28 protein-coding genes and 1 tRNA gene are annotated in these 24,584 nt (G+C 58.1%); 23 read left to right on the forward strand and 6 right to left on the reverse strand.

Features of this window, described 5'->3' with window-relative positions:
* Positions 1–448: 448 nt before the first annotated feature.
* From Q363_RS14815 to Q363_RS14825, 3 genes are all read right to left on the reverse strand, one after another.
* On the reverse strand, positions 449–802 hold the full coding sequence (locus Q363_RS14815; RefSeq protein WP_035351515.1) for a PadR family transcriptional regulator: 354 nt from the start codon (positions 800–802) through the stop codon (positions 449–451).
* Positions 803–1,091: 289 nt separating this feature from the next.
* Positions 1,092–1,790, reverse strand: a complete 699-nt coding sequence (locus tag Q363_RS14820) for an anti-sigma factor family protein (protein ID WP_035351517.1) — start codon at positions 1,788–1,790, stop codon at positions 1,092–1,094.
* Positions 1,787–2,497, reverse strand: coding sequence for an RNA polymerase sigma factor (locus Q363_RS14825; RefSeq protein WP_084080371.1), 711 nt, complete (start codon positions 2,495–2,497; stop codon positions 1,787–1,789). Before Q363_RS14825 ends, Q363_RS14820 begins: the two co-directional genes overlap by 4 nt.
* Positions 2,498–2,792: 295 nt before the next feature.
* On the opposite strand from Q363_RS14825, the gene Q363_RS14830 reads away from it, so the two are divergent.
* A tRNA-Ala gene (locus Q363_RS14830) sits at positions 2,793–2,868 on the forward strand.
* A 71-nt stretch (positions 2,869–2,939) separates the two neighbouring features.
* Here Q363_RS14830 and Q363_RS14835 read toward each other — a convergent pair.
* Positions 2,940–4,112, reverse strand: a complete 1,173-nt coding sequence (locus Q363_RS14835; protein ID WP_035351519.1) for a tyrosine-type recombinase/integrase — start codon at positions 4,110–4,112, stop codon at positions 2,940–2,942.
* Between the two features lie 72 nt (positions 4,113–4,184).
* A complete protein-coding gene (locus Q363_RS14840) occupies positions 4,185–4,394 on the reverse strand; it encodes a helix-turn-helix domain-containing protein (RefSeq protein WP_035351522.1) in 210 nt (69 codons plus the stop codon).
* Positions 4,395–4,616: 222 nt separating this feature from the next.
* Between Q363_RS14840 and Q363_RS14845 the strand changes: the two genes are divergently transcribed.
* The 7 genes from Q363_RS14845 (at position 4,617) to Q363_RS36100 (ending at position 11,644) form a co-directional block, all read left to right on the forward strand.
* Entirely contained in the window at positions 4,617–5,060 is a 444-nt protein-coding gene (locus Q363_RS14845) for a hypothetical protein (protein ID WP_035351531.1), read from the forward strand.
* Positions 5,061–5,415: 355 nt separating this feature from the next.
* Positions 5,416–6,138 (forward strand): DNA methyltransferase, encoded by a 723-nt coding sequence (locus tag Q363_RS14850; RefSeq protein ID WP_051978789.1) that lies wholly within the window; start codon positions 5,416–5,418, stop codon positions 6,136–6,138.
* Between the two features lie 324 nt (positions 6,139–6,462).
* A complete protein-coding gene (locus Q363_RS14855; RefSeq protein WP_035351533.1) occupies positions 6,463–6,789 on the forward strand; it encodes a TrbC/VirB2 family type IV secretion system protein in 327 nt (108 codons plus the stop codon).
* A 62-nt stretch (positions 6,790–6,851) separates the two neighbouring features.
* A complete protein-coding gene (locus Q363_RS14860; RefSeq protein WP_035351536.1) occupies positions 6,852–7,175 on the forward strand; it encodes a VirB3 family type IV secretion system protein in 324 nt (107 codons plus the stop codon).
* The gene (locus Q363_RS14865; RefSeq protein WP_035351538.1) at positions 7,162–9,645 is read left to right on the forward strand and encodes a TraG/VirB4 family ATPase; all 2,484 of its coding nucleotides are present in this window, start codon (positions 7,162–7,164) and stop codon (positions 9,643–9,645) included. Before Q363_RS14860 ends, Q363_RS14865 begins: the two co-directional genes overlap by 14 nt.
* Positions 9,642–10,394, forward strand: a complete 753-nt coding sequence (locus Q363_RS14870) for a TrbG/VirB9 family P-type conjugative transfer protein (RefSeq protein ID WP_035351541.1) — start codon at positions 9,642–9,644, stop codon at positions 10,392–10,394. Before Q363_RS14865 ends, Q363_RS14870 begins: the two co-directional genes overlap by 4 nt.
* A gap of 8 nt (positions 10,395–10,402) precedes the next feature.
* Positions 10,403–11,644, forward strand: a complete 1,242-nt coding sequence (locus tag Q363_RS36100; protein ID WP_051978790.1) for a TraB/TrbI/VirB10 family type IV secretion system protein — start codon at positions 10,403–10,405, stop codon at positions 11,642–11,644.
* Positions 11,645–11,656: 12 nt separating this feature from the next.
* Here Q363_RS36100 and Q363_RS46250 read toward each other — a convergent pair whose 3' ends face one another.
* Complete coding sequence (locus tag Q363_RS46250; RefSeq protein WP_084080373.1) at positions 11,657–12,118, reverse strand: DUF4260 family protein; 462 nt, start codon at positions 12,116–12,118, stop codon at positions 11,657–11,659.
* 30 nt (positions 12,119–12,148) lie between these two features.
* Between Q363_RS46250 and Q363_RS14880 the strand changes: the two genes are divergently transcribed.
* The 15 genes from Q363_RS14880 to Q363_RS14945 all read left to right on the forward strand — a co-directional run bounded on the left by Q363_RS14880 (position 12,149) and on the right by Q363_RS14945 (position 24,505).
* Positions 12,149–13,054, forward strand: a complete 906-nt coding sequence (locus Q363_RS14880; protein WP_084080374.1) for a hypothetical protein — start codon at positions 12,149–12,151, stop codon at positions 13,052–13,054.
* 5 nt (positions 13,055–13,059) lie between these two features.
* Complete coding sequence (locus tag Q363_RS14885; protein ID WP_035351546.1) at positions 13,060–13,881, forward strand: type IV secretion system protein; 822 nt, start codon at positions 13,060–13,062, stop codon at positions 13,879–13,881.
* 2 nt (positions 13,882–13,883) lie between these two features.
* Positions 13,884–14,567 carry a VirB8/TrbF family protein gene (locus tag Q363_RS14890; protein ID WP_035351547.1) on the forward strand — a complete coding sequence of 228 codons (684 nt, stop codon included), beginning with the start codon at positions 13,884–13,886 and terminating at the stop codon, positions 14,565–14,567.
* A 5-nt stretch (positions 14,568–14,572) separates the two neighbouring features.
* Entirely contained in the window at positions 14,573–14,965 is a 393-nt protein-coding gene (locus Q363_RS14895) for a hypothetical protein (RefSeq protein ID WP_035351550.1), read from the forward strand.
* Positions 14,966–15,059: 94 nt separating this feature from the next.
* On the forward strand, positions 15,060–15,656 hold the full coding sequence (locus Q363_RS38150) for a DNA cytosine methyltransferase (RefSeq protein ID WP_211256190.1): 597 nt from the start codon (positions 15,060–15,062) through the stop codon (positions 15,654–15,656).
* On the forward strand, positions 15,598–16,752 hold the full coding sequence (locus Q363_RS42780; protein WP_211256191.1) for a DNA cytosine methyltransferase: 1,155 nt from the start codon (positions 15,598–15,600) through the stop codon (positions 16,750–16,752). The genes Q363_RS38150 and Q363_RS42780 overlap by 59 nt, the downstream gene beginning before the upstream one ends.
* 584 nt (positions 16,753–17,336) lie before the next feature.
* Positions 17,337–17,744 carry a single-stranded DNA-binding protein gene (locus tag Q363_RS42040; RefSeq protein WP_051978792.1) on the forward strand — a complete coding sequence of 136 codons (408 nt, stop codon included), beginning with the start codon at positions 17,337–17,339 and terminating at the stop codon, positions 17,742–17,744.
* Positions 17,745–17,774: 30 nt separating this feature from the next.
* Positions 17,775–18,170 (forward strand): single stranded DNA-binding domain-containing protein, encoded by a 396-nt coding sequence (locus Q363_RS14910; RefSeq protein WP_035351553.1) that lies wholly within the window; start codon positions 17,775–17,777, stop codon positions 18,168–18,170.
* A gap of 94 nt (positions 18,171–18,264) precedes the next feature.
* Positions 18,265–18,573, forward strand: coding sequence for a hypothetical protein (locus Q363_RS14915; protein ID WP_035351556.1), 309 nt, complete (start codon positions 18,265–18,267; stop codon positions 18,571–18,573).
* A 2-nt stretch (positions 18,574–18,575) separates the two neighbouring features.
* On the forward strand, positions 18,576–18,869 hold the full coding sequence (locus Q363_RS14920; RefSeq protein ID WP_035351558.1) for a hypothetical protein: 294 nt from the start codon (positions 18,576–18,578) through the stop codon (positions 18,867–18,869).
* The gene (locus Q363_RS14925; RefSeq protein ID WP_035351560.1) at positions 18,866–19,915 is read left to right on the forward strand and encodes a hypothetical protein; all 1,050 of its coding nucleotides are present in this window, start codon (positions 18,866–18,868) and stop codon (positions 19,913–19,915) included. Before Q363_RS14920 ends, Q363_RS14925 begins: the two co-directional genes overlap by 4 nt.
* Before the next feature lie 2 nt (positions 19,916–19,917).
* Entirely contained in the window at positions 19,918–20,964 is a 1,047-nt protein-coding gene (locus Q363_RS14930) for a hypothetical protein (protein WP_035351563.1), read from the forward strand.
* 258 nt (positions 20,965–21,222) lie between these two features.
* On the forward strand, positions 21,223–21,540 hold the full coding sequence (locus Q363_RS14935; protein WP_035351565.1) for a hypothetical protein: 318 nt from the start codon (positions 21,223–21,225) through the stop codon (positions 21,538–21,540).
* Positions 21,541–21,554: 14 nt separating this feature from the next.
* Positions 21,555–23,591 (forward strand): type IV secretory system conjugative DNA transfer family protein, encoded by a 2,037-nt coding sequence (locus Q363_RS14940; protein WP_035351568.1) that lies wholly within the window; start codon positions 21,555–21,557, stop codon positions 23,589–23,591.
* The gene (locus Q363_RS14945; RefSeq protein WP_051978793.1) at positions 23,588–24,505 is read left to right on the forward strand and encodes a TadA family conjugal transfer-associated ATPase; all 918 of its coding nucleotides are present in this window, start codon (positions 23,588–23,590) and stop codon (positions 24,503–24,505) included. The genes Q363_RS14940 and Q363_RS14945 overlap by 4 nt, the downstream gene beginning before the upstream one ends.
* Positions 24,506–24,584: the final 79 nt, after the last annotated feature.

The raw sequence follows: 24,584 nt of genomic DNA on the forward strand, positions 1-24,584 counted from the left end.
CTTCGCGGACCGGCCTTCCTCGACAAACGAAGGCGTGTTGGAGATCTCCCGGTTCTCGTGCATGTTGTTTTGTCAGCGTGCCCGGGTTCTCCGACTACGCAGGACCGGACAGCCACTCGCGTATAACGTGGCTGCCGTATTGCCTTCCCCCTACACACCATGGAGTCAGCATCCTGATCAACCGACTTTTCGAAGCTCAATAGCCGGGCCCACTGGTCCCTCTGTCTACGCTTCAACCGACACCTCGCGATGCCGCCTGCAAGACTCGAGGCCAGGATGGATTCGCTACTTCCTTTCCTGTAGGGGACTTTCACCCCCTACAACATGCCGGTTTATCCCGGCGCTCGGTGGTTGGTCGGTAACTCGGACGTTGGACCAGTGACGAGCTGCGTCCGAGCATAAAGTTTCGTAACGTCTCACTCCCTCCCGCAACAATCGCTCCTCCAGTTCACGAAATCGCCTCACAATCGCGCCCTCCCGTCAGCATCGTCTCGATCGCACCCGCCACTCTCCTCCACGCACCCAACATCTCCTCCAGCCGCCGCCTCCCCGCCGGTGTCAGCGAGTAGTACACCCTGCTCCGCCCGTTCACCGTCCTCCGCTTCGACCGCACCGCACCCTCCTGCTCCAGTCCATGCAGCAGCGGGTACACCACACCCTCCCCCGCCGTAATCACCTCGCCCGTCCCCCGCCGGATCGCTTGAACGATCTCGTAGCCGTACCTCTCCTCGTCCTCCAGCAGACGCAGAACCAGCAACTCAGGAACGCCATTCAGAAAGTTCGGATTGCTCTCACGCGCCATTGGCAGAAGACTATACCTCGCAGTTCAAGGCATAGCAACCCTGTCAAGCCCGAAAATCGCATAACTCGAACAAAACAATAACGATATACAGTGCCGATTCATCCCATTCAACTCGCTACAATAGAGTTAGAAGGTAAGAAAAGCCCCGGCGGAAAATCGGGGCTTTCTCTTTAAGTCCTTATAATTCAATATTTTGATACTTAAGCCCAATCAATCCAATATTTTACGCACGAAACACCCAACTAAGTTACGTAAATAGAAGATTTTAGCGAAAACAGGGGGGAGGGGGTCACCCCTGCACGGAGATCCCCGAGAAGGTCATCACCACCCGCCCGCGTACCGGAGCGCCAAAGACCCTCGCCGGTTCGAAGACGCTCAGCAGCAGCTGATCGACCACCTGGCTCCGCACCGTCGCGTCCTCAGGGCCTGAGACGATGTTGTAGTCGTAGACCTGCCCGCGGTCGTTCACCATCGCCTCAACGATGATCGCCGAATCATGGTTCGTCACGATCGGTCGCGGCATCACCGCCGAGTAAAGATAGTGCGGCGAGGTCATCGCGCCGAGCGGCTCATCGTTCGCCATCACCGGCTGCGGAGCGGCAAACAGTCCCAGCGCAACCATGATGCTTCCCACCAGCGCGACCGAGCACGCCGCGCCGGCAGAGACCTGCACCGCCAGCGGACGAATCGTGTTCTCCCACTTCAGCGCCAGCCTGTCGCGCCAGCTCGACTCCTTCGCGGCCACCTCGTGCGAGATCGCAATGCGCAACCGCATCGCAAGATCCGCCGGAGCCTTCGCCGGCCCCAGCAGCGCAAGCGAGCGCTGCATCTCACGCAGCCCATCGAACCTCTCGCGGCACTCCGCGCAGCTCTCCAGATGCCCCGCGATCGACTGCATCTGCCGGCCGCTGACCGCGCCATCGAGATACGCCGAGAACGAGGACTGCACCTTGCTGCACTGCACCTTGCCGTACTGAAGGGAGATCATCGCGTCACCGTCTCCGGGTAATGCCCGGACTCAAGTTTGGATGGAGCACTGGCCGTCGAGGAAGCAGAATCCTTTTCCGCAGCAACAAGAAGCGCACGTAGCGCCGAACGCCCGCGCGTGAGCCGCGACTTTACCGTGCCGATGTTCACGTTTAGAATCTCGGCGATCTCTTCATACGAGAAGCCTTCGATCTCGCGCAATACAACGACCGTACGAAAGGCCTCAGGAAGCTCGCGCAGCGCCGTCTCCACCCGCTCGCGAACCTCCGCCTGCGCAGCGCAATCGAACGGAGAGTCACGCCGATCGGGCAGCGTAGCCGCCAGCGGAACCCCATCGTCGTCCGACTCCGCCGACTCGCCCGACGAATCGATCGTCAGCTCCTGCCTCTTGTGCCGCGACCACCACCGACGCTGGTTCGAGGCCTCGTGCAGCGCAATCCGGTAAAGCCACGTCCGCAGGCTCGATTCGCCATGAAAGCCGCGAATGCTGCGAAAGACCTTGATGAAGACTTCCTGGGTAACGTCGGGAGCATCGGCAGGATCGGTCAGGCTGCGCGCGATCAGTGAGTACAACGGCTGATGGTACTGAGCAATAAGGATGCCAAAGGCCTCCTCGTTGCCGGCCTGAAGCGCGCAGACGAGCGCTGCCTCTTCGGTAGTGATGCCTATCGCGCTGGCAAGATTTCCCACGAACGTGCCCGCCTGCATACCGGGTGACCTCTACACTACGACTTTTGTGGAACGCGTGGCAAATGGACCATCTCAGATGCACGAGCAAAACAACTGCGCCGCCGGCGGCCGAGTGCTCGCTCACTCTGAATACTTAGACACCAGCAAGTTGCACGATGTTCCCACAAGCTGGTACGAATCGCGCCCCCGAGAGTTCGCTTTCGCGGCGATTCGTGAGCCTTCGAGCGCGCTTCAACAAGCCTTAGGGCGCGCTCCATCGTTTGACGAATCGCGCCCGGTAGAAGAAAATAGACAGAGTCCTTCCTAGGAGAGTGGGCCTGTGGCGCAGCTGGGAGCGCGCTTCCATGGCATGGAAGAGGTCATCGGTTCGATCCCGATCAGGTCCACCAATCATTCCAACAACTTAGACGATTTGGCGCTTTTTGAAAAAGGTCCAAAAAGGTCCAATAAGAGCTTGCTCTCATTTGGCCCCCACTTTGAACAGACCTGCGACCCGTGACTGCGCCTCCCGCTTGGCCGGAGTGACCGCCTGCGCGTAGACCTCAAGCGTCATCTTCACCGTCGCGTGCCGCAGCAGCTCCTGCACCACTTTGACATCCTCGCCGTTGCCCTTCAGCAAGGTGGTAAAGGTGCGCCGGAACGTATGCCAGCCGATGTGCTTCGCGATCTTCGCCCTTGCCGCAGCCGGACGAATGCTCCGCTTCAGCAGCGAGTCCGGACTATAGGGCTGCTTCCCCTTCTTCCGCGTACTGGCGAAGACCCAGTCCTTTGGCTGGTTATAAGGAGCGGCGAGCTTCCACGACAGCAACTCCTCAGCGACCCAGGGGTCAAGCGGAACCGGCTTCCGCGAGATCTCCGTCTTGCATCGTCCTACCCTCTGGCGGTAGACCGCGCGCGTGACGGAAAGCTCCAGTTCCTCGAAGTCCACATCCAGCCACTTGAGTCCGATCAATTCGCTCCGGCGCAGGCCGGTGACCGTATCGAGCAGAGCCATAGCCCGGTCCCGATGCGAGAGCTGGTCGAACAAAGCCACCAGCTCATGCACTTCAAGAATGTCTGGAATCCGCATCCGCTTCCCGCTCTGCCGCACCATCGTGATCGGGTTCGTGCCCTGCGGCAGGAACTCGTGGCGGATGGCGTGATTGAACAGGACGCTCATGATGGAACGGATCTTCGCTTTACTTCCCCTGGCCAGCTTTAGCTGCCGCAGCCACTTCTCAACGGCAACGGCGCGCACCTCTTGCAGCTTCTTCTCTCCCCATTTCGGAACCACATGGAAGTCGAGGATGTCGGTATAGGTCGAACGGGTCGAATAAGCCCTGCCCTCCTCCTCGTTTTCATCCTCAATAGGGCCAAGTTCAAGCTCCTTGAAGTGTTTTACGAGAGCGGCGACCGAAACCGGCTGCTGGGAGGTCCCGGTCTGCTCTGTATTAATAGTCAAACGTAAAGCCTCAGCAGCGATCAACGCCTTGGTCTCGGTTGGGTACTCGTCCACCGTTCCGACAACCTTGTTGCGCCGAACCCGTTTTCCGCTGTCGTCAGTCTCCCGCCAACGGAAAATCCAGCAATCCGGGCCTTCCTTACGCTTTACGCGATCCAGTGTTCCTTGTTGATATCGTGTCCGTCGAAACATAAATTTCTCCCGTTTCGATGGCACAGACCACTGCTTCGATGGTGCCATAATTCAGCGGTCTCGGGCCTCGAATTACTGCATTAAATTGCGGATGTACGCCTCCAGGCCGGAGGCGCGAAAACGCCATACCTTCCCGAATTTCAGGCCGGGAATCTCCCCTCGCCGCGCTCTCCGCTTCACCGTCTCCGGATGCACATGCATCAGTTCCGCAGCCTGCTGGCTGTCCAGTAAAGGCTCGAAGATATCGGCCACCTTGATCTGATCGTCTTCTTGTTTCTGCATCCCCGTCTCCTGTCAGCACGTTTTCCCGGATTGCGCGGGATTGGGAAGTGCGATCAATCGCACTCCGTAGCGCCCATAGCCAGACGATAGGTCGAAATTGTGGCGGCGATTATTACCTTTCGCGACGCACTATTCCATCTGAGGCAATAATCCCAAGCCTCAGTCTCGCTCAGGTGTTTGACTTGAACCCTTGGAATGTATGCGTGATGATCATCTCAACGGATGAGCAACACGCCGACAATCCCGCCAGGCAGCACACCACCAGTTCCGCCCTACTGGAGCAACGAGGACGACTGGATTGTGCTGATCGAGTTCCTGCACAGGGACGACGAGGAAGACCGTGCGCGTGCAACAGAGGCTATCGGTCATATGCTCGCCTTTGCCCAGATGACCGATACTCGAATGCTGGCGTTGGTTGGCGACGCAGAAGCGGACGCCTACGAACTGCTGTTCTCGTTTTCCTCTCCCGCAAACAAAACCGAGTTTCTGCGTCTGCTCCATTCAAACGATGCGACAGACTGCGAAGACGACGAGATACTCATTCCACCTCAGGCAGAGATTGAAGCAGCACAACCCATCGGGCGGGTGTTGCCCGAGGACGTCATGCGGCAGGTCACTGTCATCGCAACCATGCTGTTTGGCGGCGAGTCGGACACCATCCAGTAGTTTGTCCAGTTTCATATCGATTACAGCCTTAAACGATCCCCCAGGCGTTCTTTTGTCGCACAGCTTCCGCGTTTGCCGACGCCTTCTCCCTAATCTCTCTCCCATGTCTCTTCCATCGCCCGGACACTGCTTCGGGTCTTTACCGCCGCCCTGCGGCCGGCGCGTGTTCTGCTTCGGCTTGTCAGCCGCCCTTGCGGGTTTCGGCCTTCAGAAAATCTTTGCGCCACGAACGCTGAAAATTTCCCGAACCTTCCGAAAATGCACCCGCTTGTCTTGGGAGACGGGACCCTTGCATCGCTCCGCGTGGTGTGTCCCGAGCGCCTTCAGAGGCAAGGGACCAAAGGAGATTTCAGAGATGGCAACCACGACCGTAACGACCGCACAGCAGAGCAACTTCACCAACCAGATCCTTCATGGCGACTGCATCGAAGTGATGCGTCAAATGCCTGCGAACAGCGTAGATTTCATCCTTACCGATCCGCCCTATCTCGTGAACTATCGCGACCGCAGTGGACGCACGATTCAGAACGATGTCGATGCGAGTTGGCTCAAACCAGCGATGTCTGAAGCGTATCGCGTATTGAAGCAGGACCGCGTTGCTGTCATGTTCTACGGATGGACGAAGATCGATGCGTTCTTCGAAGCATGGCGTAGCGCGGGTTTTCAACCTGTCGGACACATCGTCTTTCGCAAGAGCTACAGCTCGAAGAGCAGGTTCCTCCGCTATCAGCACGAGCAGGCATTTCTACTGGCGAAAGGCCGGCCGCCGCCGCCGAAGCAGCCGCTCGGTGATGTGATGGAGATGACCTATAGCGGCAACAAGCTTCATCCCACACAGAAGCCCGTACCAGCACTGGCACAACTGATCCGCAGCTTCTCTCTTCCAGGAGAGAGCGTGCTCGATCCCTTCGCAGGAAGTGGAAGCACCTGCGCAGCAGCGCTGCTTACGGGCCGTAAGTACATTGGCATGGAGATGGACGATACGTACTTCCAGCATGCCACTGAACGCTTACAGAGAGTCCACCAGAGGATCGCCGCAAAGCGGTCCTCTGGTAGTGGCATTCCCACGCGAGTGTGATGTTGCTCGCGTGCCCGCCGCGCCTCAAGGCGCACATTCTTCTTCAGTCATCATGCTGCAGCCTTGACCCGCAGCGTGCCCGCGAATTCTCTGCCAATCATGGTGGGAATGCCATGCTCTGCGCCTGCGCGGCGCAATGCATACATGAGCTCATCCCCATCGTGCGTGTGCCACATTGGCCACAATTCTGTGTCTCTGGATTATTGCCCTAGATGGAATAATGCGTCGCAAAAGGTAATAATCGCCGCCCCAATTCTCGCCTAACTTCGCTCCAGACGTTTCAACGGAGAGTCTCCACTCGCCGGAAAAACGAAAGGAGCAGCAATGCACATCACCCTTCCCGTCGAACGGCCTCACTTCCGGCGATTGCGCGCGCAGTCCCGGAGATGGGCAATTCCTTCACTAGTGTTTCTCGCGGCACTGCCGGTCTATGCACAGACCGGCGGGAGTCCATGGGAGAACGCAGTAAACGCCCTCAAAACTTCGTTCACCGGTCCGATCGCTCAAGGGCTGTCGCTCGTGGCCATCGTCGTCGGCGGTCTGATGTTCGCCTACGGCGAGGGCCAGTCGAAGAAGATGCTTGCCGGCATCGTCTTCGGCATCGGGATGGCCATCGGTGCTGTGAACTTCATGGCCTGGCTCTTTCCGTAGCAGTGTTTTGACGGCAGGCCCAATCACAACCCAACAATCGATAGGCAGAAAGGAGGCAACACATGGCAGAGGGCGGTTCACAACGCGACCTACGCAAAAACAAAGTCTTCAAAGCGATGAACCGCCCGCTGACCGTGTTGGGTGCAGAGCGGCGATTGTTCTTCGTTGCGCTGATTACAGGAGGCGCCATCTTCTCCATGCTGCACTCGCTGCTCGGAGGCATTGGTCTCTTCATCGTGGGCGTGATCATCGCCCGCATCGTGACCAAGCACGATGTCGAGATCCTCCGCATTCTCTTCAATTCCACCAAATTTCGCAGGCGGTACGACCCCATGAAGTGGGAACCAACGGAGATCACCGTTAGGAGACACCATGTTCAGGATTAGCAGCATCACGAAGGACTGGCACGAAGCGGGGTCATTCGCCGCCCAGCTCAACTTGTATGGATTCTGGGATGAGCAATGCTTCCTGACAAAATCGGGCGACCTGGGCGCCGTGTTGAAGGTGGGCGGTATCGATTACGAAAGCCTCGACCACGAGGGCAGAGACTACGTGGTCAAGCGGCTTGAGGCCGCTCTGCGCTCCCTCGACGATAGGATGCGCCTCTACCAGATCCTGTTTAAACATAACTGTCCTGAGATCGCGCATGCCGAGTACGACGATCCACTCGTCCGCGCCTCTGTAGAACAGCGCTCGGCCTTCCTGAAAGCGAAGTCAGGCCGACTGTATTCGATCGAGATCTTTTGGGTGGTCATGATCGACGGCAGCTACCGCAAGACGGGATTGCTGCACGCGCTGGCGCAGTTGCCAAAGCAGCCACGCTCGTCGCTGCGCGACTTGCACGCGTTGTTCTCAGATAATAAGGAACGCACGCTGCTCTACGAGCAGATCGAGCGCGACCGGCTGCGCCTGCAGCAGAAAGTCCAGAGTTTGAGTGGGCAGCTAAGCGACCTTACTACGGTCGATCTGCCAGGGGCGGAGAAGACCTTCCGGCTTGTCCGGCGTCTCGTAAACTTCCGCCCCTCCAAGATCAATGACGCTCCACTATGCGGCGCGCGTCACCTCGACTGGCAGGTGTGCGATTCGGAGTTGGAAGCGCATCGCGGCCATCTGCGCGTGGACGATGACTACGTTCGCGTCCTGACGTTGAAAGAACTGCCCAGCGAGACGCGGCCCCTGCTGTTGCGGGGTCTGCTCGATGTTCCGGCCAACTTCCATGTGGTTACCGAGTGGCATCCGGTAGACAATGCGAGGTCCCGCAAGGAAATCGCCTCCCGGCGTCGTCATCACCATAACTCCAAGACCAGCTTCGTCTCGAACCTTCAGGATCGGCAGAACACCGGTCCGAAAGACGAGCTGGTCGATGACTCGAAAGAAGCCGCTGTTGCGGAGCTTGGCGCGGCCCTGACCGCGCTCGGCATGGAAGGTAAGAACTTCGGTGAATACACGCTCTCCGTCGTGATCTACGACGAAGACCGCCTCAAGGTCGAGAACGCGGTAGCTGAGTTTCAGAAGCTCTTTACCCAGCATGATGGTCTTCTGTACGAAGAACGCTACAACCTGCTCAATGCGTTCTTCGCTACCGTCCCTGGCAATCGGCAGTTCAATCTGCGCAAACAGTGGGCGCTCAATTCGAACTACGCCGACCTGTCGTTTCTCTTCAACGTCGATACCGGCAAACAATGCAACCCGCACCTCGAACGCGAGTACCTCGCCGTTCTTGAATCGACGCACGGCACGCCCTATTACCTGAACCTCCACAGCGGAGATGTGGCCCACACCCTGATGCTCGGGGCTACAGGTAGTGGAAAAAGTTTTGCGGCTTCGTCGATATTGCAGTCCGCACAGAAATATGAACCGCTCACTTTCATCTTCGATCTCGGCGGCAGCTACGAGACGCTGACCCGCGCCTTCGGCGGGTCGTATCTGAACGTCGGTCTGAAGAATCCCGGTTTCAGTATCAATCCGTTTTCGCTTGAGCCGACACACGAGAGCCTGAATTTTCTCTATCTCTTCCTGCGCGTGCTCATCGAGGCCGGTGGCCGCTATGAGCTGACGACTGCGGATGAAAAAGCGCTCTACGCTGCGCTGGAGCGCATCTACAAACTGCCTCGCGAGATACGGACGCTCTCCAATTTCGCGTCGATCCTCGGGCCTCTCGGTGAGCGTCTGCACCGTTGGACCCAGGCTGGACAGTTCGGCTACCTCTTCGACAACGTAGAGGACACGCTCACTTTCTCCCGGTTCCAGACCTTCAACTTCGATGGCTGGAGTGATTACCCCGACATTCTGGAACCGCTGCTGTTTTACGTGTTACAGCGTGCCTCATCTGAGATCGAGAAGCCGGAGAAGACAGGGATATTCAAGGTATTTCTGATCGATGAGGCGTGGATATTCCTTGTCAACAAGATCATCCGCGCATGGATCATCCGCGCCGAACGAACGTGGCGCAAAAAGAACGCCGCGATGGTGCTGGCCACACAGTCAGTCGCGGAACTCGTGGCCTCCGACATGCTGCACGTCGTCAACGAGTCCTGCCCGACCAAGATATTTCTTGCCAACCCGAACATCGACCGCAAGCTCTACGCCGAGGTCTTCCATCTGAATGACACTCAGCTTGAGTTGCTGGAGTCGCTGGTTCCGAAACGTGAACTGCTGCTGATACAGCCGGAAGGCACCAAGAAGCTGGTCCTCGAAGTCGATGCTCTCGGCTACTGGATGGCCACGAACAACTCTCGCGACAACCTTCGCAGACAGGATTACTTCGCCCGCTTCGGCCCGGAGCTGGGGCTCCTGCGCCTTACCGAAGACTACCCCAACCCCACCAACCCAACACCCCCCGAGGAGGCTGCATGAACCGTGCTCCGATCTTTTCTCTGGTGCTTGGCCTGGTTGCGACCGTTGCCCACGGTCAGCAATCGGCACGCATCGTCAAATACCACGCCAACGACATCGTGAGTGTACGCGCGAAGATGCGCTACACCACGCTCATCCAGTTACCAGCGACCGAGAAGATTCTGGAGGTCGCCACCGGAGATAAGGACTTCTGGATCATCGACACCGTTGGCAACTACTGCTTTCTCCATCCGGCGAAAGAGGGTATCCATTCCAACCTCAATCTGATTACCGACAAGGGCACGGTCTATTCGTTCACGCTGGACGACGTCGAGTCTGTCGATCCCGACCTCAAGGTCGTCATCGAGCCATCCGACCCGTCCTCGCTTGCCGCCGCCAATGGCGCCACCAAGCTTGTACCGGCAAGCGAAGTAGAAGCAGCACACATACAGGTGCAAGCCGCTCAGGTCCGCGCCGCCACTGCCGCCGAGCAGTTCCGCGCCGACTATCCGGTCAAGGCGTTGAAGTTCGATTACACCTTTCACAACGAACGCCCCTTCGACGTCTCCGCGATCTATCACGATGACAAGTTCACCTACATCAAGTCGTCGGCAGCGGAGAAGTTCTCCATCTACGAACTGAAAGATAAGAAGCCCGACCTGATTACCTTCCAGTTGCTGGACGGCACCTACATCATCCCCACTGTCGTCGATCACGGCTACCTCCAGATCGGCAAGCACAAGCTCGCCTTTGACCGGGCGACGAAATAGGAGGCGACGTGCCAGAAGAAACCCAAACTCCAGAAACAGCCGAGGTACAGGCTTCGCCCACCTCGCCCTCCACTCCGGCCCTCCGCGACAAGCGCGTCGTGCCGGAGGGTGTCGTCCCAAAGCAAGCGCAGGGATACGTCGTTGCAGGACTGGCTGTGCTCATTCTGCTCGCCGTGATGTTTTCGAAGAATCATGCGAAGACCCCTCCCACTGTCCCTCCTCCGAATGCCACTCCGTTCTCCAGCGATGCAAACGCGCGGAAGATTGCTGAACTCGAGCAGAACCTCACCGCGGAGCAAAGGCAAAGCGAGCAGCAATTCCAACAACAGAGGTCGGCTGCCGGCACTGCAACGATAGGCAATGCAACGCCTCAGCAGGGCGGTCCGGCAACGGTTTCTACTACGCAGGCGCCTCCCGCCGAACGTCCGCGTGATGCCATCGCGGACGCCGAACGCGCGATGGCATTCAAAGCACGTTTTGCCTCGAACCTTGTTTCCGCTGATGGCGATGCTTCCCATGCATCGTCTTCTCCGGATGGGGCGCCACATCAGCCGACCAGCGCAAACGCCTCTGCGCCTGCGGAGCCGCCCTTGCCGGCTTCTGCTTCGCAGACCGCCGCCACCCCCAAACGCGCTCCGGAGGTCAATCTGACCTCAGCGCATGGTCAGCCGTTCGTGGTCTTCGAGGGTACAACCATCGACGCCGTTCTGGTCGATCGGCTGGATGGGGAGTTTGCCGGGAACTTCAAGGTGATGGTCACCAATCCCGTTTACAGCGAGGATCGCCAGCATGTGCTCATCCCCGAAGGAACATTCATTCTCGGGGACACGCAGAAGGTCTCGAGCTTCGGCCAGAAGCGCCTTGCTCTCACCTTCCACCGTATGCTCATGCCGGACAAATACTCTGTTGATCTCGACCAATTCAAAGGTCTCGATCAGGCGGGTGAGACCGGCGTCAAAGGCAAGGTCAACAACCACTATTTCCAAATCTTTGGCACCTCGATCGCCCTCGGTATCATCGCTGGCGCGGCGGAGGCTACCACCAATAGCGGCTACAACCAGAGCGGCTCCGATACCTATCGCCAGGGCATAGCGTCCAGCATCTCGCAGTCAAGTGCGAATGTGCTCGACCGCTTTGTCAACGTCCTGCCTACCCACACCATCTTCGAGGGTCACCGGATCAAGGTCTGCATCACCCAGGACATGCTGTTGCCCGCATACGAGAACCACGACATGCCGGGGGTGTTCTGATGCGCTCGTTATTCATTCCCGCCCTACCGATATGCAAAGCCGCACAGCTTGGTCCCATACAGATCCCACAGCCCGTATGGGAGAAGGAAGGTTCATAGAGGCCGATAGAAGCGGACTGATTGCATGTGCGTCGGGTTGGCTGCCTGCGCGTACTTCAAACCCGAAACCGATGAAGCGATCGAGAGCAATGTGTGCGACCCAGATCACGGTGATCCGCCCGGTCACTACCGAATGCAATCGAAATGCGATCAGGGCCACACCTAATGGCACGGCGTAGCAATGAAGCGCGTTATAGAACGTTGCGGCGAAGCGTCCGTGGCCCTCCGCAAGGTAACCGAGAAGCGATACATCAGGCACCAGAAACAGAACAAGGAACAGGAGCGAGCTTCCATGCAATCCCGAGTAGCAGATCAAAGCTATGAGGAGCACAAGCAGAGCTTCAAGACGCAAAAGAAGATCAGGCCGAATCAGCATAGGCCAAGCATACCGAACAGGAGAACCACCATGAAAAAGACACAAACAATCCTTTCCGCCTTACTAGCGGGCATCCTCTCGACCTGCGCAGCCCACGCGCAGTTCGGATCGGGCATCGTCTACGACCCCACCCAGAGTGCCCATGCTCTGCAACAGCTCCAGCAGGGGGAGTCACAACTCCAAAAATGGGCGACGGAGCTCAATGACTGGCAACAGCACCTCCAGAAAGAGGCGCAGATCTATACGACCGCTGAACAGACCCGAACCCAGATCGTCACTATGTACAACCTGGCCTATCAGATGTCCACCATGCCGCAAAATCTGGCCGCGAGATATAAGGCAGACTTCGCACAATGGTCGAATCTGGCGGCTCCGCCGAATACATATGGCAACACCTCCCAATTGGTGAATGCCCTCAATTTCGGTGGACTACCGCAGGCCTCTCAGGGTTACAACAGTGCATTCGTTGAGGCCCAGAGCTATCCCTCGGGAAGTTATTCGTCTCTCGACTCCCTCACCCAGGCCACGATTGCGAATCAGTACGCCACTTCGGAGTTGGCACAGACCACAACAACCAGCGCGGTGGCTATTGTGGGAACCGTTCGTTCCGACTCGCAGGCGTTTGCTACCAAACTCGCCAACCTCGAGGCCGACACGTTTTCTACCGACCCCGCACAGCAGACCGAGAACGCATTGCTCGGCAAGATCAACTCCGCCACACTCCTCCAGATTCACTCGCAGCAGGACACTAACCAACTCCTAGCGGCCTCCATACAACAGCAACTCCTCGCCCAAAAACAGCAGATTGACGCACAGAACCGCGCGATCAATAGCTCCATTTACTTCCGGCAGAACTTCTCCAACACCATGCAGAACGTGACCAACGGCGTGAGTGATTCGATCCATGCGATTTCGCTCAGCACGACAGGACAGTGACCCCAATGCAAGAGAATCCATTTACCTTTCTCGGCCAGGCCATCAGACAGCTCTTGTCGTCGCACAGCGCGGCATTGCAGGCCGCGGGACTTAATATGTTCCGTGGCCTGGCCGTCATTCTGATTGCCTGGTTCGGCATCAAAGCCGCCCTGTCCGCTTCGCAGGGACACGGCGGCTTTCACTTCGCCAAGTTCGCCGACCTGATCCTCCTGATCTCGTTTGGCCTTGGGATGCTGACCTACTACTCGACGCCGATCCCAGGCGTCGGCTACTGCTTCAGCGACCTCATCACCAAAGAGGCATTGAGCATCTCTGGACAGATCGAGTCTGACCAGACTCAGCAGATTGCCACCACCATCACGACCGCAGAGCAGCAACTCGGCACACCTCCTGGCAGCTTCAACATCCTCGAGGATCTGACCTTCCTGCTCATCGCAGTATTGCTGGCCGCGATGCAGGCCGTCTCCTTCGCCGTCATTGCGTATGGCTATGTTGCAAGCGCCGTATGCGTGTTGATCGGTCCGGTCTTCATCCCCTGGTTCATCGTGCCTAAGATGGACTGGTTGTTCTGGGGCTGGTTCAAGGCCTTCGTCGGCTTCAGCTTCTATCAGGTCATCGCCTCGGCCTTCATCTTCGTCTTCTCGAAGGTTCTGACTTCGATGTTTCAGGTCATCGGCAACATCAGCATCTCGAACGCACTCACAATATTGCCCGCATTGTTTATCACGCTGTTTGTCTGCATCTACGGCCTGGTCAAGATACCGGAGCTGACGGGAGCAATCCTCAGCGGACGCAGCGGCACATGGGTCAACCCGATGGGAAGGTAACTATGAAAGATAAGAATAAGCCTCTGCCAATCACGGAAGCCGGACAGAAGTTTCTGGAGCTATACGCCGAGCCAGTTGTCACCAATACCTATCTGAAGCTCGCACTGATCGTGCTCTCTGTCGTCACGCTCGCTTCGCTTGCGCTCCTCTATCGTGCTGAAACCGCGGCCTTGCGGCTGAAGCCGCTCGTCGTCTCGGTCTCGGAAGCAGGCCGAGGGCAGGTTTCAAGCTACGCCGACTTCTCGAAAGTCCCGGTCGAACGGGTGAGCAAGTATTATCTCGCCCGCTGGGTCTCGCTCTACTACTGCCGCAATCACGCCACGCTGCAGCGTGATTTTGGCGAATCGCTGAACTTCTTCTCGAATGACTTGCAGGGCGCTACGCTCCTGCGCGTCACCAAGGCGAAAACGCTCGAAACCTTTCTGCTCGATCCTAGCGCACTGAACATCGATATCGAGATCAAGGCCGTGGTGCTTGAGGACCTGCGGCAGGCGCCGTATCGCGCCCATATCGAGTTCGAGAAGATCTTCCGTTCGCCCGGCGATCAAGGGGAACAGAAGCGCGAGCGCTGGACCGCAAACGTCGTCTACGGCTTCCGCGACGAAGTCCCCAACCAGATGCTGCTTACCAACCCTCTTGGTCTTGTTGTCAATTATGTCCACGAGGATCAGGCATTCGGGAGCTAACCGCCATGCGACCAAAGAAGCCCATACTCCTCTACTGTGCCGACCGCGAATTGCTTTCTGCGATAGCGTTCACTCTGCGCCTGCATCCGTATCAGGTCACCGCCATTCAGGACAGCGTGGAAGCCTCTCTGGTGGCTGCGGATCGAAGTGCAGCCTTCGCCTGCGGCGTACTCGTTCACGCCCAGCAGGGTGACCTTGCCGGACGGCTGATTCATCGCATCCTGGAATGCGCAGCGCACATACCGCTTCTGTTGGTGGACCGTGCCGGCGACCTCGCACCCGTCCGCTACGCAGACATGGTGCTCTATGGTCGGAATACTACGACGGCGCACATCCTCGCTTCGCTTCAGATGCTCTGCCATCGCAGACCGGGACCGAAAGCACGGAGTGCCGCGTGAGGTATCTCTCCGTATGTTCGGGCATCGAGGCCGTATCAGCCGCCTGGAACCCGCTGGGTTGGCGGCCTGCCATGTTCGCCGAGATCGACCTTTTTTGCTGCTGGCTGCTGCGCTCGCGCTATCGCGCATCGCGACCCCTGCACATGCCCAGCCCGAACGACGCGCCGACGCGCCGACGCGCAAAGAAGCAAAGCAGCGCGCGGCAGCCATTCGCAACGTGGTTGCTCTGCCTGTCGATGGCGCAATCACGAATGCCGGCGACTTTACACGTATAGGAGTTACGGATGTTGGAGCAATCGACCTTCTGGCCGGAGGAACACCTTGCCAGTCTTTCTCCATCGCCGGTAAGCGAGCGGGACTGGATGATCCGCGTGGCAACCTCACCATCGAGTTTGCTCGACTTGCTGATCGACTCCGGCCCCTATGGGTGGTGTGGGAGAACGTCCCCGGCGTCCTGTCGATTGACGGAGGACGGACGTTTGGAGCCTTCCTCGGGATATTGGTCCAACTCGGGTATGGGGTCGCCTACAGAGTTTTGGACGCACAGTTTTTCGGAGTACCCCAGCGACGCCGCCGTGTCTTCGTTGTCGGATGTCTTGGAGACTGGAGAGCTGCCGCAGCGGACCCACAGCTTGTCGGGGGATCCTCCGCCGCGCCGAGAAGCGCGGCAAGGAGTTGCCGGAGGCGTTGAAGTCGGCCCTGCTGGCGGTCGCCTCACAGACACCTCTCCCACCATCGACGCCGGATGCAAGGATGGCTTCGTCCGTAACCAACTAGGTGCCGGGGTCCTGTCTTCGACGGACGAGATCTCTCATTGCCTGAATGCCGGTGGTATGGGCAGGCAGGACTTCGAGACTGAAACACTGATTGCTCACGCGCTCTCCGCCGATGGTTTCGACGCAAGCGAAGACGGCACCGGGCGCGGTACGCCCGTGGTGCCCGTCGCTATCTGCACTGCGCACACACAATCGAACGGCAGCGGTTTCTCCGATGATGTGGCTCACACCCTGGAGAGTGGAGGCGCTCAGGCTGTTGCCTTTGCGCAGAACCGTCGCGATGAAGTGCGGTTGCATAGCGGAGACGGGAAGACTGTCGGAGCCCTCTCGGCACAGCCAGGCGCCAAACAACAATCCTATGTTGCGTTTTCTGCGAAGGACTACGGCGCCGACGCAGATAACGTCGCCCCGACACTGCGTGGCATGGGACATGACCGGAGCCATGCCAATGGTGGTGGCCAGGTAGCGATCGCCTTCGCGCAGAACCAGGAAGGCGATGTTCTCAGCGGCGACGTGATGCAGTCACTTAGCACCAACTCCAATGCCACCGGACGCAACGCGCCGACGATTGCGTTCACCCTCCACGGCAGCGATGGCACGGCGAGCGCGGCCACTTCTACCGATATCGCGGGGAGTCTCCGCACTCGCGCGCCAGGAAGCATCGAGAACAGCTCCACAACCGCAGTCATGCAGCAAGCGCCGGTTGCATCTCCTCTCACCGCTTCTTACGGCAAGCAGGTCGATGGCTCCGATATCAGCAACGGTCCTCCGAATCTGCTGCGTTCGCAGATGGCTGTTCGAAGGCTGACGCCGCGTGAGTGTGGACGCCGGCAAGGATTCCCCGATGATTACACGCTGGTCGAATACCGCGGCAAGCTTGCAGCCGATGGACCGCGCTACAAGGCGCTCGGTAACTCCATGGCTGTACCGGTGATGCGCTGGATCGGGCAACGTATCGCTGCCGTCAATGAGGGCCTCCGTAACCGGAACGAGAGCGAGAGGGTCCCGTGACGAGACGCGCGCAGAGTTTGAGCATGGTGGCGCGTACCTCCTCATCGCGGCGGGACGGTGGTGTCCCTGGCCGGGCAGACCTCATCGATACGGAGCCACGCACCTCGCCTTCGCCCGGACAACCTTTCTTGAGGCCCTTCGCATGGAGGGATGCGGAAGACGGTGCGGAACATCGACAGGTATGGTTCACCCACTCTCTGCTTTTGCAGCCAGCCGTCGAGCGAGCGAGAACAAATGGCCCCACTGCTGTCTGGCTGCACCGGCGTTCTGAACGTCATGGAACCCTTCAGACAGGTGTTTCCGTAGAGTGCCATCTCTCCCGTATTTCCCCATCTTTCCCTCGGTCACTCGCTTCGGTGCTTATCCCGCGCCCGTCGGCACTCGCCGTTCTGCTTCGCCCTTACGGGCGCCCTGAAGGGTTTCGGCTTTCAAAAAATCTTTTGTGCAAAGAACAAGAACGCAAAAAGATTTTTCGAACCTTCCGAAAAAGCACGCCTTCGGCACTAGGGAGCGGGGCACACTCGCGTCGCTTCGCGCAAGAGTGTCCCGAGGGCAATCGGGCAAATACAAACAGGAGAAAAACAATGGCACTCTACGAAAACAACATCAAGCTGAAGGGCTTCGTCGGCAAGGACGCCGAGAGCTTCGCAACCAAACAGCAGCGGACCTTCGTGGTCTTCTCACTCGCTACCAAGTCCGGCTACAAGGACAAGCAGAAGAACGAGTGGGTCAACCACACGGAATGGCACCGCATCGTGGCCTTCGGCACCCCATCCGATTACGCGAAGGGCCTCAAGAAAGGCGACTACGTCGAGGTCGAAGGCGAACTGCGCACCACCGAGTTCGAGAAAGAAGTTGGCCAGGGCAAGAGCAAGACCAAGGTCACCTTCCGCGACAAGGAGGTACGCGCCACCAAGATCAAGAAGCTGGCGCAGCCCAAGGCTGGGGAGAACCTCGATGCCGAACCGGTTACGGAGGACGACGCGGCTTAGGCCGCGTTGTCCTCCCTCGGGAGGCGCATCATGGAACTCTTTCAAAACGTCGTCAAGCTTCGCGGGTTCCTCGGCAGAAATGCCGATGTGCCACCTTCGGATGGAATCACCGAGGACGCTTACACGATCCTGCACCTGGCAACGATGTCGGGCACATGGGATATTGCCACCAACGACTGGAAGCCGCGCATCGACTGGCATCGCATTATCTGTCCCGGCCCATGGTTCTGCGGTTTCACGCGCGGTATGAGGCGCGGTGAGTATCTCGAAATCGAAGGCGAACTTCGTGACTTCGAGCAGGATCGCACGGTTGTCGTCGTCGGCAAACGCTACCCGGCCAAGCACCTCAGCTATACCGTTCACGCAACACGGATACAGCAACTGGAGCGACCGCTGCTAGTCGTCGATACGGGCGATGACGGCTAACGCCGTCCGCCTCATTTCGCGGAGAGGCTATAACGCCTCTCCGCTTTTCTTCTGAGAATGCCGCATCGCTTCGCTTGCGGCGGAAAGGATACCGATGATTGCCAACGCCGTCTTCGTCGCCACGCTGATCTTCCTTGTGCTTGGATTCTGGCTGACCAATGAGCTGCGTTGCCTCACTCCGTGGCGCAACCTGATTCTTCACCAGTACCTCAGGAGCATCGCGCTCTACTGCGCTCTGCTCTTCGCCAACATCCTTGGCCTCACCGTCTGGGTCGAACGGAAGTTCTTCCTCCGCGACACAGGCCGGAAGCTCCGGCACCTCGATCAGGAGATCCACACCGGCCAGAGCGAGCTATCCGAAGAGATCCTTTCCCGCTTCGGTGGAGAAGAGGAGGAACAGTAATCATGCAGGGCGAAGACCAGTACATGGAACGCACCCCCGACCTTGTAGCGAAGATCCGCAAGCTGCGCGAGGCTGCCGAAAAGGAGATGAACCGCTTTACCTGCCTGTCCGACTACGACGTGCGTCGTGTCGTCGGCCACGGACTGATGACCGCTCCGGTCACTACCGAGACCGTCTCTGCCTCGGTCACGGAAAGCCGCCCCAAGAGAACTGCGGCCAAGCCCGCGACCACACAGACATCGATTGAATTTTCGCCTGCGCCAGCGGAGTCTGGCGATAACGGGGAGATTGCATGAGAATCGATATTCCTCAGGAACTCCCTCGCCGCCGTGATGACGGCAACGTAGTTCCGGGCCAGTCTGAGCACACCGTTAGGCGCAAGCTGCCGGACAATCCCATCCTCCATCGCCTGCGGTCTCGGGATGACTCCGGCACGGACTCTCGGCGCTCCCGTCCGCGGGCGAAACGCCCGCATGACGAGTCGGCACCGGAGCCTCCGCGTGATCGCCGCCGTCCTGCGCCGTCCGCCGATCCTCGGCGGCCCGCACGGACGGGCGGGAACGTCGTGGGGCTGGAGCTGCGCCCTGAAGAGAGGCAGCTTCTGCGAGAGGCTGGGCGCTTTCGCGTCGTCCGCACAGCGGACCTCCGCGAGACGCTCTACAACGGCAAAGGCCGCCCTCTCGAGAACGATCTGAAGTATCTCCGCGACAAAGGATTGATCGAAACCCGGTTCGTCAATCTGCGCCGCGATGGACGGCGGCGAACGATTGAACGCACCGAGGTCGTCACCCTGACGAAAGACGGCCGTCGCCTCCTGTTGAAGCAGGGCGACCTGCCGAAGAACCAGAGAGTCTATGCCGGACTCGTGAAGCCTCGCGAGGTCGAACATGACTCCCAAATCTACCGTGCCTACCGGAAAGAGGCCGAACGGATCGAGAGCAAAGGAGGCACAAACCTCCGTGTACGCCTCGACTTCGAGATTAAGGCCGACGTGCAGAAAGCCATCTACGCCGAGCGCAAGGCCGATCCGAAGCGCGACATGGCTGAGATCAAAGAAGGGATAGCCAGGCGTTTAGATCTGCCCTTCGTCGATGGCAAGATTCAGATCCCCGATGCGCGAATTGAATTCGATCAGCCCAGCGGAGTGAATCAGGACGGAGACGACCGGACTCGGACTGGCCATGAGGACATCGAGGTCCTCACCGCCGCTTATCACGCCGGACACCTGCGCGCGAAGGCGCAGGCAGGTTTCCGCAACTATGCGTCATCATCTGATCTCTCCACGGTTACTTCGAAGATCGAGGATGACCACCAAATGATGCGAGACATTCTGGAGCTCTGACCATGGACTATGACCCAATCTCTTCTCTCGAAGCTATCGGATACCTCGAACGCGAGGCTTCGTTTCTATATCTAGTTGCTATACACTCCGGCTACTTCCTTCGCCGCCAGTATTGCCGCTTCGCGGGACGCGACGGCGGCAGCCTCTTCTCTCGTTTCCTCAAGAAAGCGGAACGCCACCACCATCTTCATGTGATCGAGTGTGGTCAGGGATGGCATATCTACCACCTGACCTCGAAGTCTATCTATGCGGCGCTCGAACGGCCTCACTCCCAGAACCGCCGCATCAAGGGGGACTCCTATATTAAGTCGCGTCTCATGGTGCTGGACTTCGTCCTCGCCCATGTGCGCGCGAACTTACTCACGGATGAGGCTGGCAAGGTCGATTTCTTCACGACGCAGTGTGGTGTTCGTTCGGAGCTACTGCCCAGAAGTTACGCCGGGAGGCTGATGTACTTTCCCGATGGGTTCCCCATTCTGGTCTCGAACTCCGGCGTTCCGAGTTTCACCTTCTTCGACGAAGGCCAGGCAACTGCCTCACGGTTCGAGCGTTTCCTCGCACGGTATCAGCCCCTCTTTGCCGCTCTTGGCGAGTTCGATCTCATCTTTGTAGCCGATACGGAGAGCAATTCCTCCCGTGCGGAAGCTGCCTTCCATCGCTTCTTACCTGCCGACCGCCTGCGAGGTGTCACACCGACGACACCGCTAGGCGTCGATCACTACATCCAGTTCCTCGAAGTCAGGCAGCAGTCCGAGGTGGGCGGACGGGGAGTTTTGTCCAGCGATCTTAAAACGCTGCGGGAGGGTGAAGCCCTGTACACATCACTGGAACACCAGGCTCTGTACTCCGCTTGGAAGATCGGCAGCACCACGGTAGAGAAAATTCGTCAGAGATTTCTCCAGACTTCGATGCGGGTGAACTTCTCTACCGTGGTGCTGCCTTATCGCTATCCGGTCGATGCCGCGCGACCCAAGACCCACTTTGAGGAGAGCGACGAGACCCCATACCAGCCCCCCGACGAGACCCCTTCTGATGAGGATAAGCCATGAGATTCCAACTAGTTCCGCAGGTAGGTGGTGTCAGGGAGGGGTATGTGCCGGGGGCGGGAGCGACCACGGCCTCCGGGCTACCGCGTCGGCTAACGCCGCGCTGGTCGCTCCCACCCCGGGCACACCACGTATCCAGAAAATATCTGGCACAGATATTTCACTGAATCTGCGCTGGATACAAACCGGATCAGTTCGGCATCAGTCGCTGATCCAAACTCGATCCGGGACAGATACACACTTCATCGCTGGGAGATACCAATGAGCAAACTGAAACTTGAACACGGTGTCAGCAGGATTCGGCGCGCGAAGCTGCAATCCTCCATCGACCAGACCGTAGCCGATGACATCGAGCTATTGGCCGAATGGTCAAACAACGAAACCAACTACGTCATCAATGAGCTGCTGCGCTTCGCGCTGACTCAGGAAGAGGACTTCCAGAAGTACAAAGCCAACTCTGCCGCGACCACTGCGCGGGCTGCCGCTACTTCAAAGCCAGCACCGACGCCCATCAAGTCCGTAGCTGAACCTGCTGCGAATCCCGACGTGACGGTATCGAGCGCAGCGGCCCACGCATAGAGAGGCATCGACCCATGCGCTTCAGAGCTTCCCTTCAAAACATCGTCCGGCCACTGGTTAAGTATCGCTTACTGCTCTCGCTGGGATTAAGTGCAGCCTGTGGCATCGTCCTCAATAATATGTTCCCCATCAACTCAGCCAATCCGTTTCTGCGGTTGATTGAGTTGAAGCGGCCCCTGGTCTTTCAGGCAGTAGCGTGGAGTTACGATCTGTTTCTGTATTCGACTCCATTCATAGCCTGCTCCATGATCTTCTCGCTGCTGTACGTCCACCTCTATAGGACGGAGCTGGGAATAGCCGCAGGAGCATTGCCTCCGTATCCTGATCCTCATACCCGGACGGAGCTTTCCTTGGTACTTGGTGAGGTCCATCGTCAGCTGGTCCCGAAGCCAAGCCCAGCTCCGCAGTGGCTCGCGATCCCAGAGCGCGGCCTTTATACCGGTATCGCATCCTTCGGCTCTATTGGCAGTGGCAAGACCTATGGGCTGATCTTGCCGGCGATGCGTCAATTGTTCGCGTATTGCGCCGACGATCCCGCGCGCAGACTCTCTGGCATCGTGCTGGAAGTCAAGGGAGATCTCTGCCGGCAGCTTCAGCGCATCCTTAAATGGTGCGGACGGGAACAGGATTACGTGGAGGTCTCGCTCAATGGTGACATCCGTTATAACCCGCTGAACAACTCGCTTGATGCCTACGCGCAGTCGTTCAACGTCGCATCCATCATCACCTCGATTTGGGGTAAAGGCAAGGAACCTTTCTGGCAGCAGTCGTACACAGACCTTATGCGTTACGTGATTCTCCTGCATCGCATCCGTGACGGATACCTAACGATGGTCGATCTGTTCCGCACAGTCATCAGCGCCGGAAAGCTTGAAGAGATGTTGACCGAAGTGGGATCTCGCTTCAGCACCGCCAGCTATATCGGTGTCGAAAAGCAGACCTACCTCGAACATGAGGAACTGCTGTCTCCGCTTGGCTTCGAGTGGAACAAGGATGCTGGCCTTTATCTAATTCTACGGACAGAGGCACTGGAGGATCTACTCACACATGAAACATCCGCAGCCTTCGATGTCCTCACCCGCAGGCCGTATCGGCCCGAACTGCGTGACCGATTCGACAGTATCCAGTATTGGTATTGGGAGCATTGGAAGTTCTTCCGCTCCGAGGTTAAGACCTCCATCATCCAGGGCATCGTTGTATTCCTTTCCCTCTTTGAGACAGACCCTGACGTACGCCGCGTCTTCTGCCCACCAAAGGAACTGTATGACGGCAAGCCATGCGCCGCTGACCCTCATGGTCGTGTCCTTCCACCGTTCGAGGAGCTTATCGAATCCGGTGCGGTTGTTGGCCTGAACTTTCCCGTGGCACTAAATCCGGCGCTGGCGAAGACCATTGGCACCATGATGAAGATCGACTATCAGCGGGCGGTTCAATTGCGCATTCCGAAGATGGACGCGCATCCAGACAAGCATTTTCGTCCGACCGTCTTCATCTGCGACGAGTATCAGAACTTCCCCACTGTAGGCGGAGACAATCCGACCGGAGATGACCGATTCTACTCCATGTCTCGGCAGCCGAAATGCATTCCCATCGTCGCGACACAAAGCGTCTCAAGCCTCAAAGAGGCTCTTCCCAACGAAGGAGTCATGACGTTGCTGCAGGCCCTCCGTAATAAGGTGTTCCTGACAACCACCGATCCGGAGACGGCGCGTTATGCCTCCGAACTGTGCGGCAAGGCAGATCGCACACGCATCAGCTACACCTTCGCCGAGTCTTCCACTAATGCCAACGTCGGTTGGTTGAGTGGCCACACAACCTCCAGTAAAGGCTCCGTCTCTGCCTCCAAGCAGTACCAAAAACATAAGGAGCCGCTGTTCGAGGAAAAGGTCTTCTTCGACCTCAAGAACGCGCAGTCCGTGGTCGTCGCCTTCGATGGTGTTAGCCCGCTACCGCCGACCTACTGCTATCTCAAGCCTGACTTCCTGCCCATCACTATGAGTTGGTTCGATCAGGAGCAGATCGCCTTCGATCCCCGGAGAATACAGCAATGAGCTTTGAAATCATTCTTCCTTTCCTCAAACCCATCGAGCATCTACTCGCTAGCTGTACCGTCTCCGAGATCATGGTGAATCCCGATGGATCTGTCTGGATGGAAGAGAAGGGTCGTATCGAGCTGGTGTCAGGCATCCGATTTGAAGAAGGTGCCTTATTGGCGAGTCTCGAAGTGATAGCCAACCGTTTCGGCAAGAAGCTCGATGCAGATTCTCCCATCCTGAACCTGCGCCTGCCGGATGGCAGCCGCATGGCGGCGCTCATTCCTCCTGTGGTCAATCCCCAACCTATGATGACCATCCGTAAGTTCACCTCGCGTGACTTCACGATGGACAATCTGATCGAGCGCAGGATGATTACTGTCGAACAGGGACAACAACTCACTGACGCGATTCGCCGCGGAGACAATCTGCTGATTTCAGGTGGAACCGGCGCGGGCAAAACGACGCTCACTAATGTCATCGCGGGATTCATTCCTGACGGTGATCGCATCCTTATCCTCGAAGACGTGGCCGAACTACACATTCGGAAGCAGCACGTCGTCTCTGCCGAGGCTCAACTCGATACCCACAAGAGTCAGATCGGATTCAGCGATCTGCTGAAAGCCGCCCTACGCCATCGACCAGACAGGATCATTGTCGGCGAGATCCGAGGCCCGGAGGCGCGCGTCTTCCTGGATGCGCTCAATACCGGGCATCGCGGGTCGCTCTCGACGATCCACGCCAACAGCGCCGGAGATGCTCTGCGACGCCTGGCGCAGCTTGCCATGCGCGGCTCGGGCGGCGTCCCTTTGCAGGATGTCGCGGAAGAATGCAGGCGGTCCATCGACCTGATCGCGCACGTGATGAATCAGGATGGCTGGCGGCACGTTACGGAAATTCGCACGTCAAATGAATTCATGGATGAGAGGTGATACCACGCTGTAACCGATCTCATTATCCAGAACCTCCCAATTCTTGGTTGGTCAATTGCAGCTCAGCGATCTCACTTCG

Source organism: Edaphobacter aggregans DSM 19364 (genome assembly GCF_000745965.1).
In the GTDB taxonomy this organism is placed as follows: Bacteria; Acidobacteriota; Terriglobia; order Terriglobales; family Acidobacteriaceae; genus Edaphobacter; species Edaphobacter aggregans.

What these genes read in the sequence shown, in the direction of transcription:
- Q363_RS14825 (WP_084080371.1), bottom strand. Translation starts at nt 2,497, where the DNA reads ATGCAGGCGGGCACGTTCGTGGGAAATCTTGCCAGCGCGATAGGCATC.
- Q363_RS14885 (WP_035351546.1), top strand. Translation starts at nt 13,060, where the DNA reads ATGCAAGAGAATCCATTTACCTTTCTCGGCCAGGCCATCAGACAGCTC.
- Q363_RS14820 (WP_035351517.1), bottom strand. Translation starts at nt 1,790, where the DNA reads ATGATCTCCCTTCAGTACGGCAAGGTGCAGTGCAGCAAGGTGCAGTCC.
- Q363_RS14890 (WP_035351547.1), top strand. Translation starts at nt 13,884, where the DNA reads ATGAAAGATAAGAATAAGCCTCTGCCAATCACGGAAGCCGGACAGAAG.
- Q363_RS14930 (WP_035351563.1), top strand. Translation starts at nt 19,918, where the DNA reads ATGGACTATGACCCAATCTCTTCTCTCGAAGCTATCGGATACCTCGAA.
- Q363_RS14920 (WP_035351558.1), top strand. Translation starts at nt 18,576, where the DNA reads ATGCAGGGCGAAGACCAGTACATGGAACGCACCCCCGACCTTGTAGCG.
- Q363_RS14840 (WP_035351522.1), bottom strand. Translation starts at nt 4,394, where the DNA reads ATGCAGAAACAAGAAGACGATCAGATCAAGGTGGCCGATATCTTCGAG.
- Q363_RS14945 (WP_051978793.1), top strand. Translation starts at nt 23,588, where the DNA reads ATGAGCTTTGAAATCATTCTTCCTTTCCTCAAACCCATCGAGCATCTA.
- Q363_RS14870 (WP_035351541.1), top strand. Translation starts at nt 9,642, where the DNA reads ATGAACCGTGCTCCGATCTTTTCTCTGGTGCTTGGCCTGGTTGCGACC.
- Q363_RS14925 (WP_035351560.1), top strand. Translation starts at nt 18,866, where the DNA reads ATGAGAATCGATATTCCTCAGGAACTCCCTCGCCGCCGTGATGACGGC.
- Q363_RS14865 (WP_035351538.1), top strand. Translation starts at nt 7,162, where the DNA reads ATGTTCAGGATTAGCAGCATCACGAAGGACTGGCACGAAGCGGGGTCA.
- Q363_RS46250 (WP_084080373.1), bottom strand. Translation starts at nt 12,118, where the DNA reads ATGCTGATTCGGCCTGATCTTCTTTTGCGTCTTGAAGCTCTGCTTGTG.
- Q363_RS14940 (WP_035351568.1), top strand. Translation starts at nt 21,555, where the DNA reads ATGCGCTTCAGAGCTTCCCTTCAAAACATCGTCCGGCCACTGGTTAAG.
- Q363_RS14935 (WP_035351565.1), top strand. Translation starts at nt 21,223, where the DNA reads ATGAGCAAACTGAAACTTGAACACGGTGTCAGCAGGATTCGGCGCGCG.
- Q363_RS14910 (WP_035351553.1), top strand. Translation starts at nt 17,775, where the DNA reads ATGGAACTCTTTCAAAACGTCGTCAAGCTTCGCGGGTTCCTCGGCAGA.
- Q363_RS14845 (WP_035351531.1), top strand. Translation starts at nt 4,617, where the DNA reads ATGAGCAACACGCCGACAATCCCGCCAGGCAGCACACCACCAGTTCCG.
- Q363_RS14815 (WP_035351515.1), bottom strand. Translation starts at nt 802, where the DNA reads ATGGCGCGTGAGAGCAATCCGAACTTTCTGAATGGCGTTCCTGAGTTG.
- Q363_RS14860 (WP_035351536.1), top strand. Translation starts at nt 6,852, where the DNA reads ATGGCAGAGGGCGGTTCACAACGCGACCTACGCAAAAACAAAGTCTTC.
- Q363_RS14915 (WP_035351556.1), top strand. Translation starts at nt 18,265, where the DNA reads ATGATTGCCAACGCCGTCTTCGTCGCCACGCTGATCTTCCTTGTGCTT.
- Q363_RS14880 (WP_084080374.1), top strand. Translation starts at nt 12,149, where the DNA reads ATGAAAAAGACACAAACAATCCTTTCCGCCTTACTAGCGGGCATCCTC.
- Q363_RS42040 (WP_051978792.1), top strand. Translation starts at nt 17,337, where the DNA reads ATGGCACTCTACGAAAACAACATCAAGCTGAAGGGCTTCGTCGGCAAG.
- Q363_RS14850 (WP_051978789.1), top strand. Translation starts at nt 5,416, where the DNA reads ATGGCAACCACGACCGTAACGACCGCACAGCAGAGCAACTTCACCAAC.
- Q363_RS14895 (WP_035351550.1), top strand. Translation starts at nt 14,573, where the DNA reads ATGCGACCAAAGAAGCCCATACTCCTCTACTGTGCCGACCGCGAATTG.
- Q363_RS14855 (WP_035351533.1), top strand. Translation starts at nt 6,463, where the DNA reads ATGCACATCACCCTTCCCGTCGAACGGCCTCACTTCCGGCGATTGCGC.
- Q363_RS14835 (WP_035351519.1), bottom strand. Translation starts at nt 4,112, where the DNA reads ATGTTTCGACGGACACGATATCAACAAGGAACACTGGATCGCGTAAAG.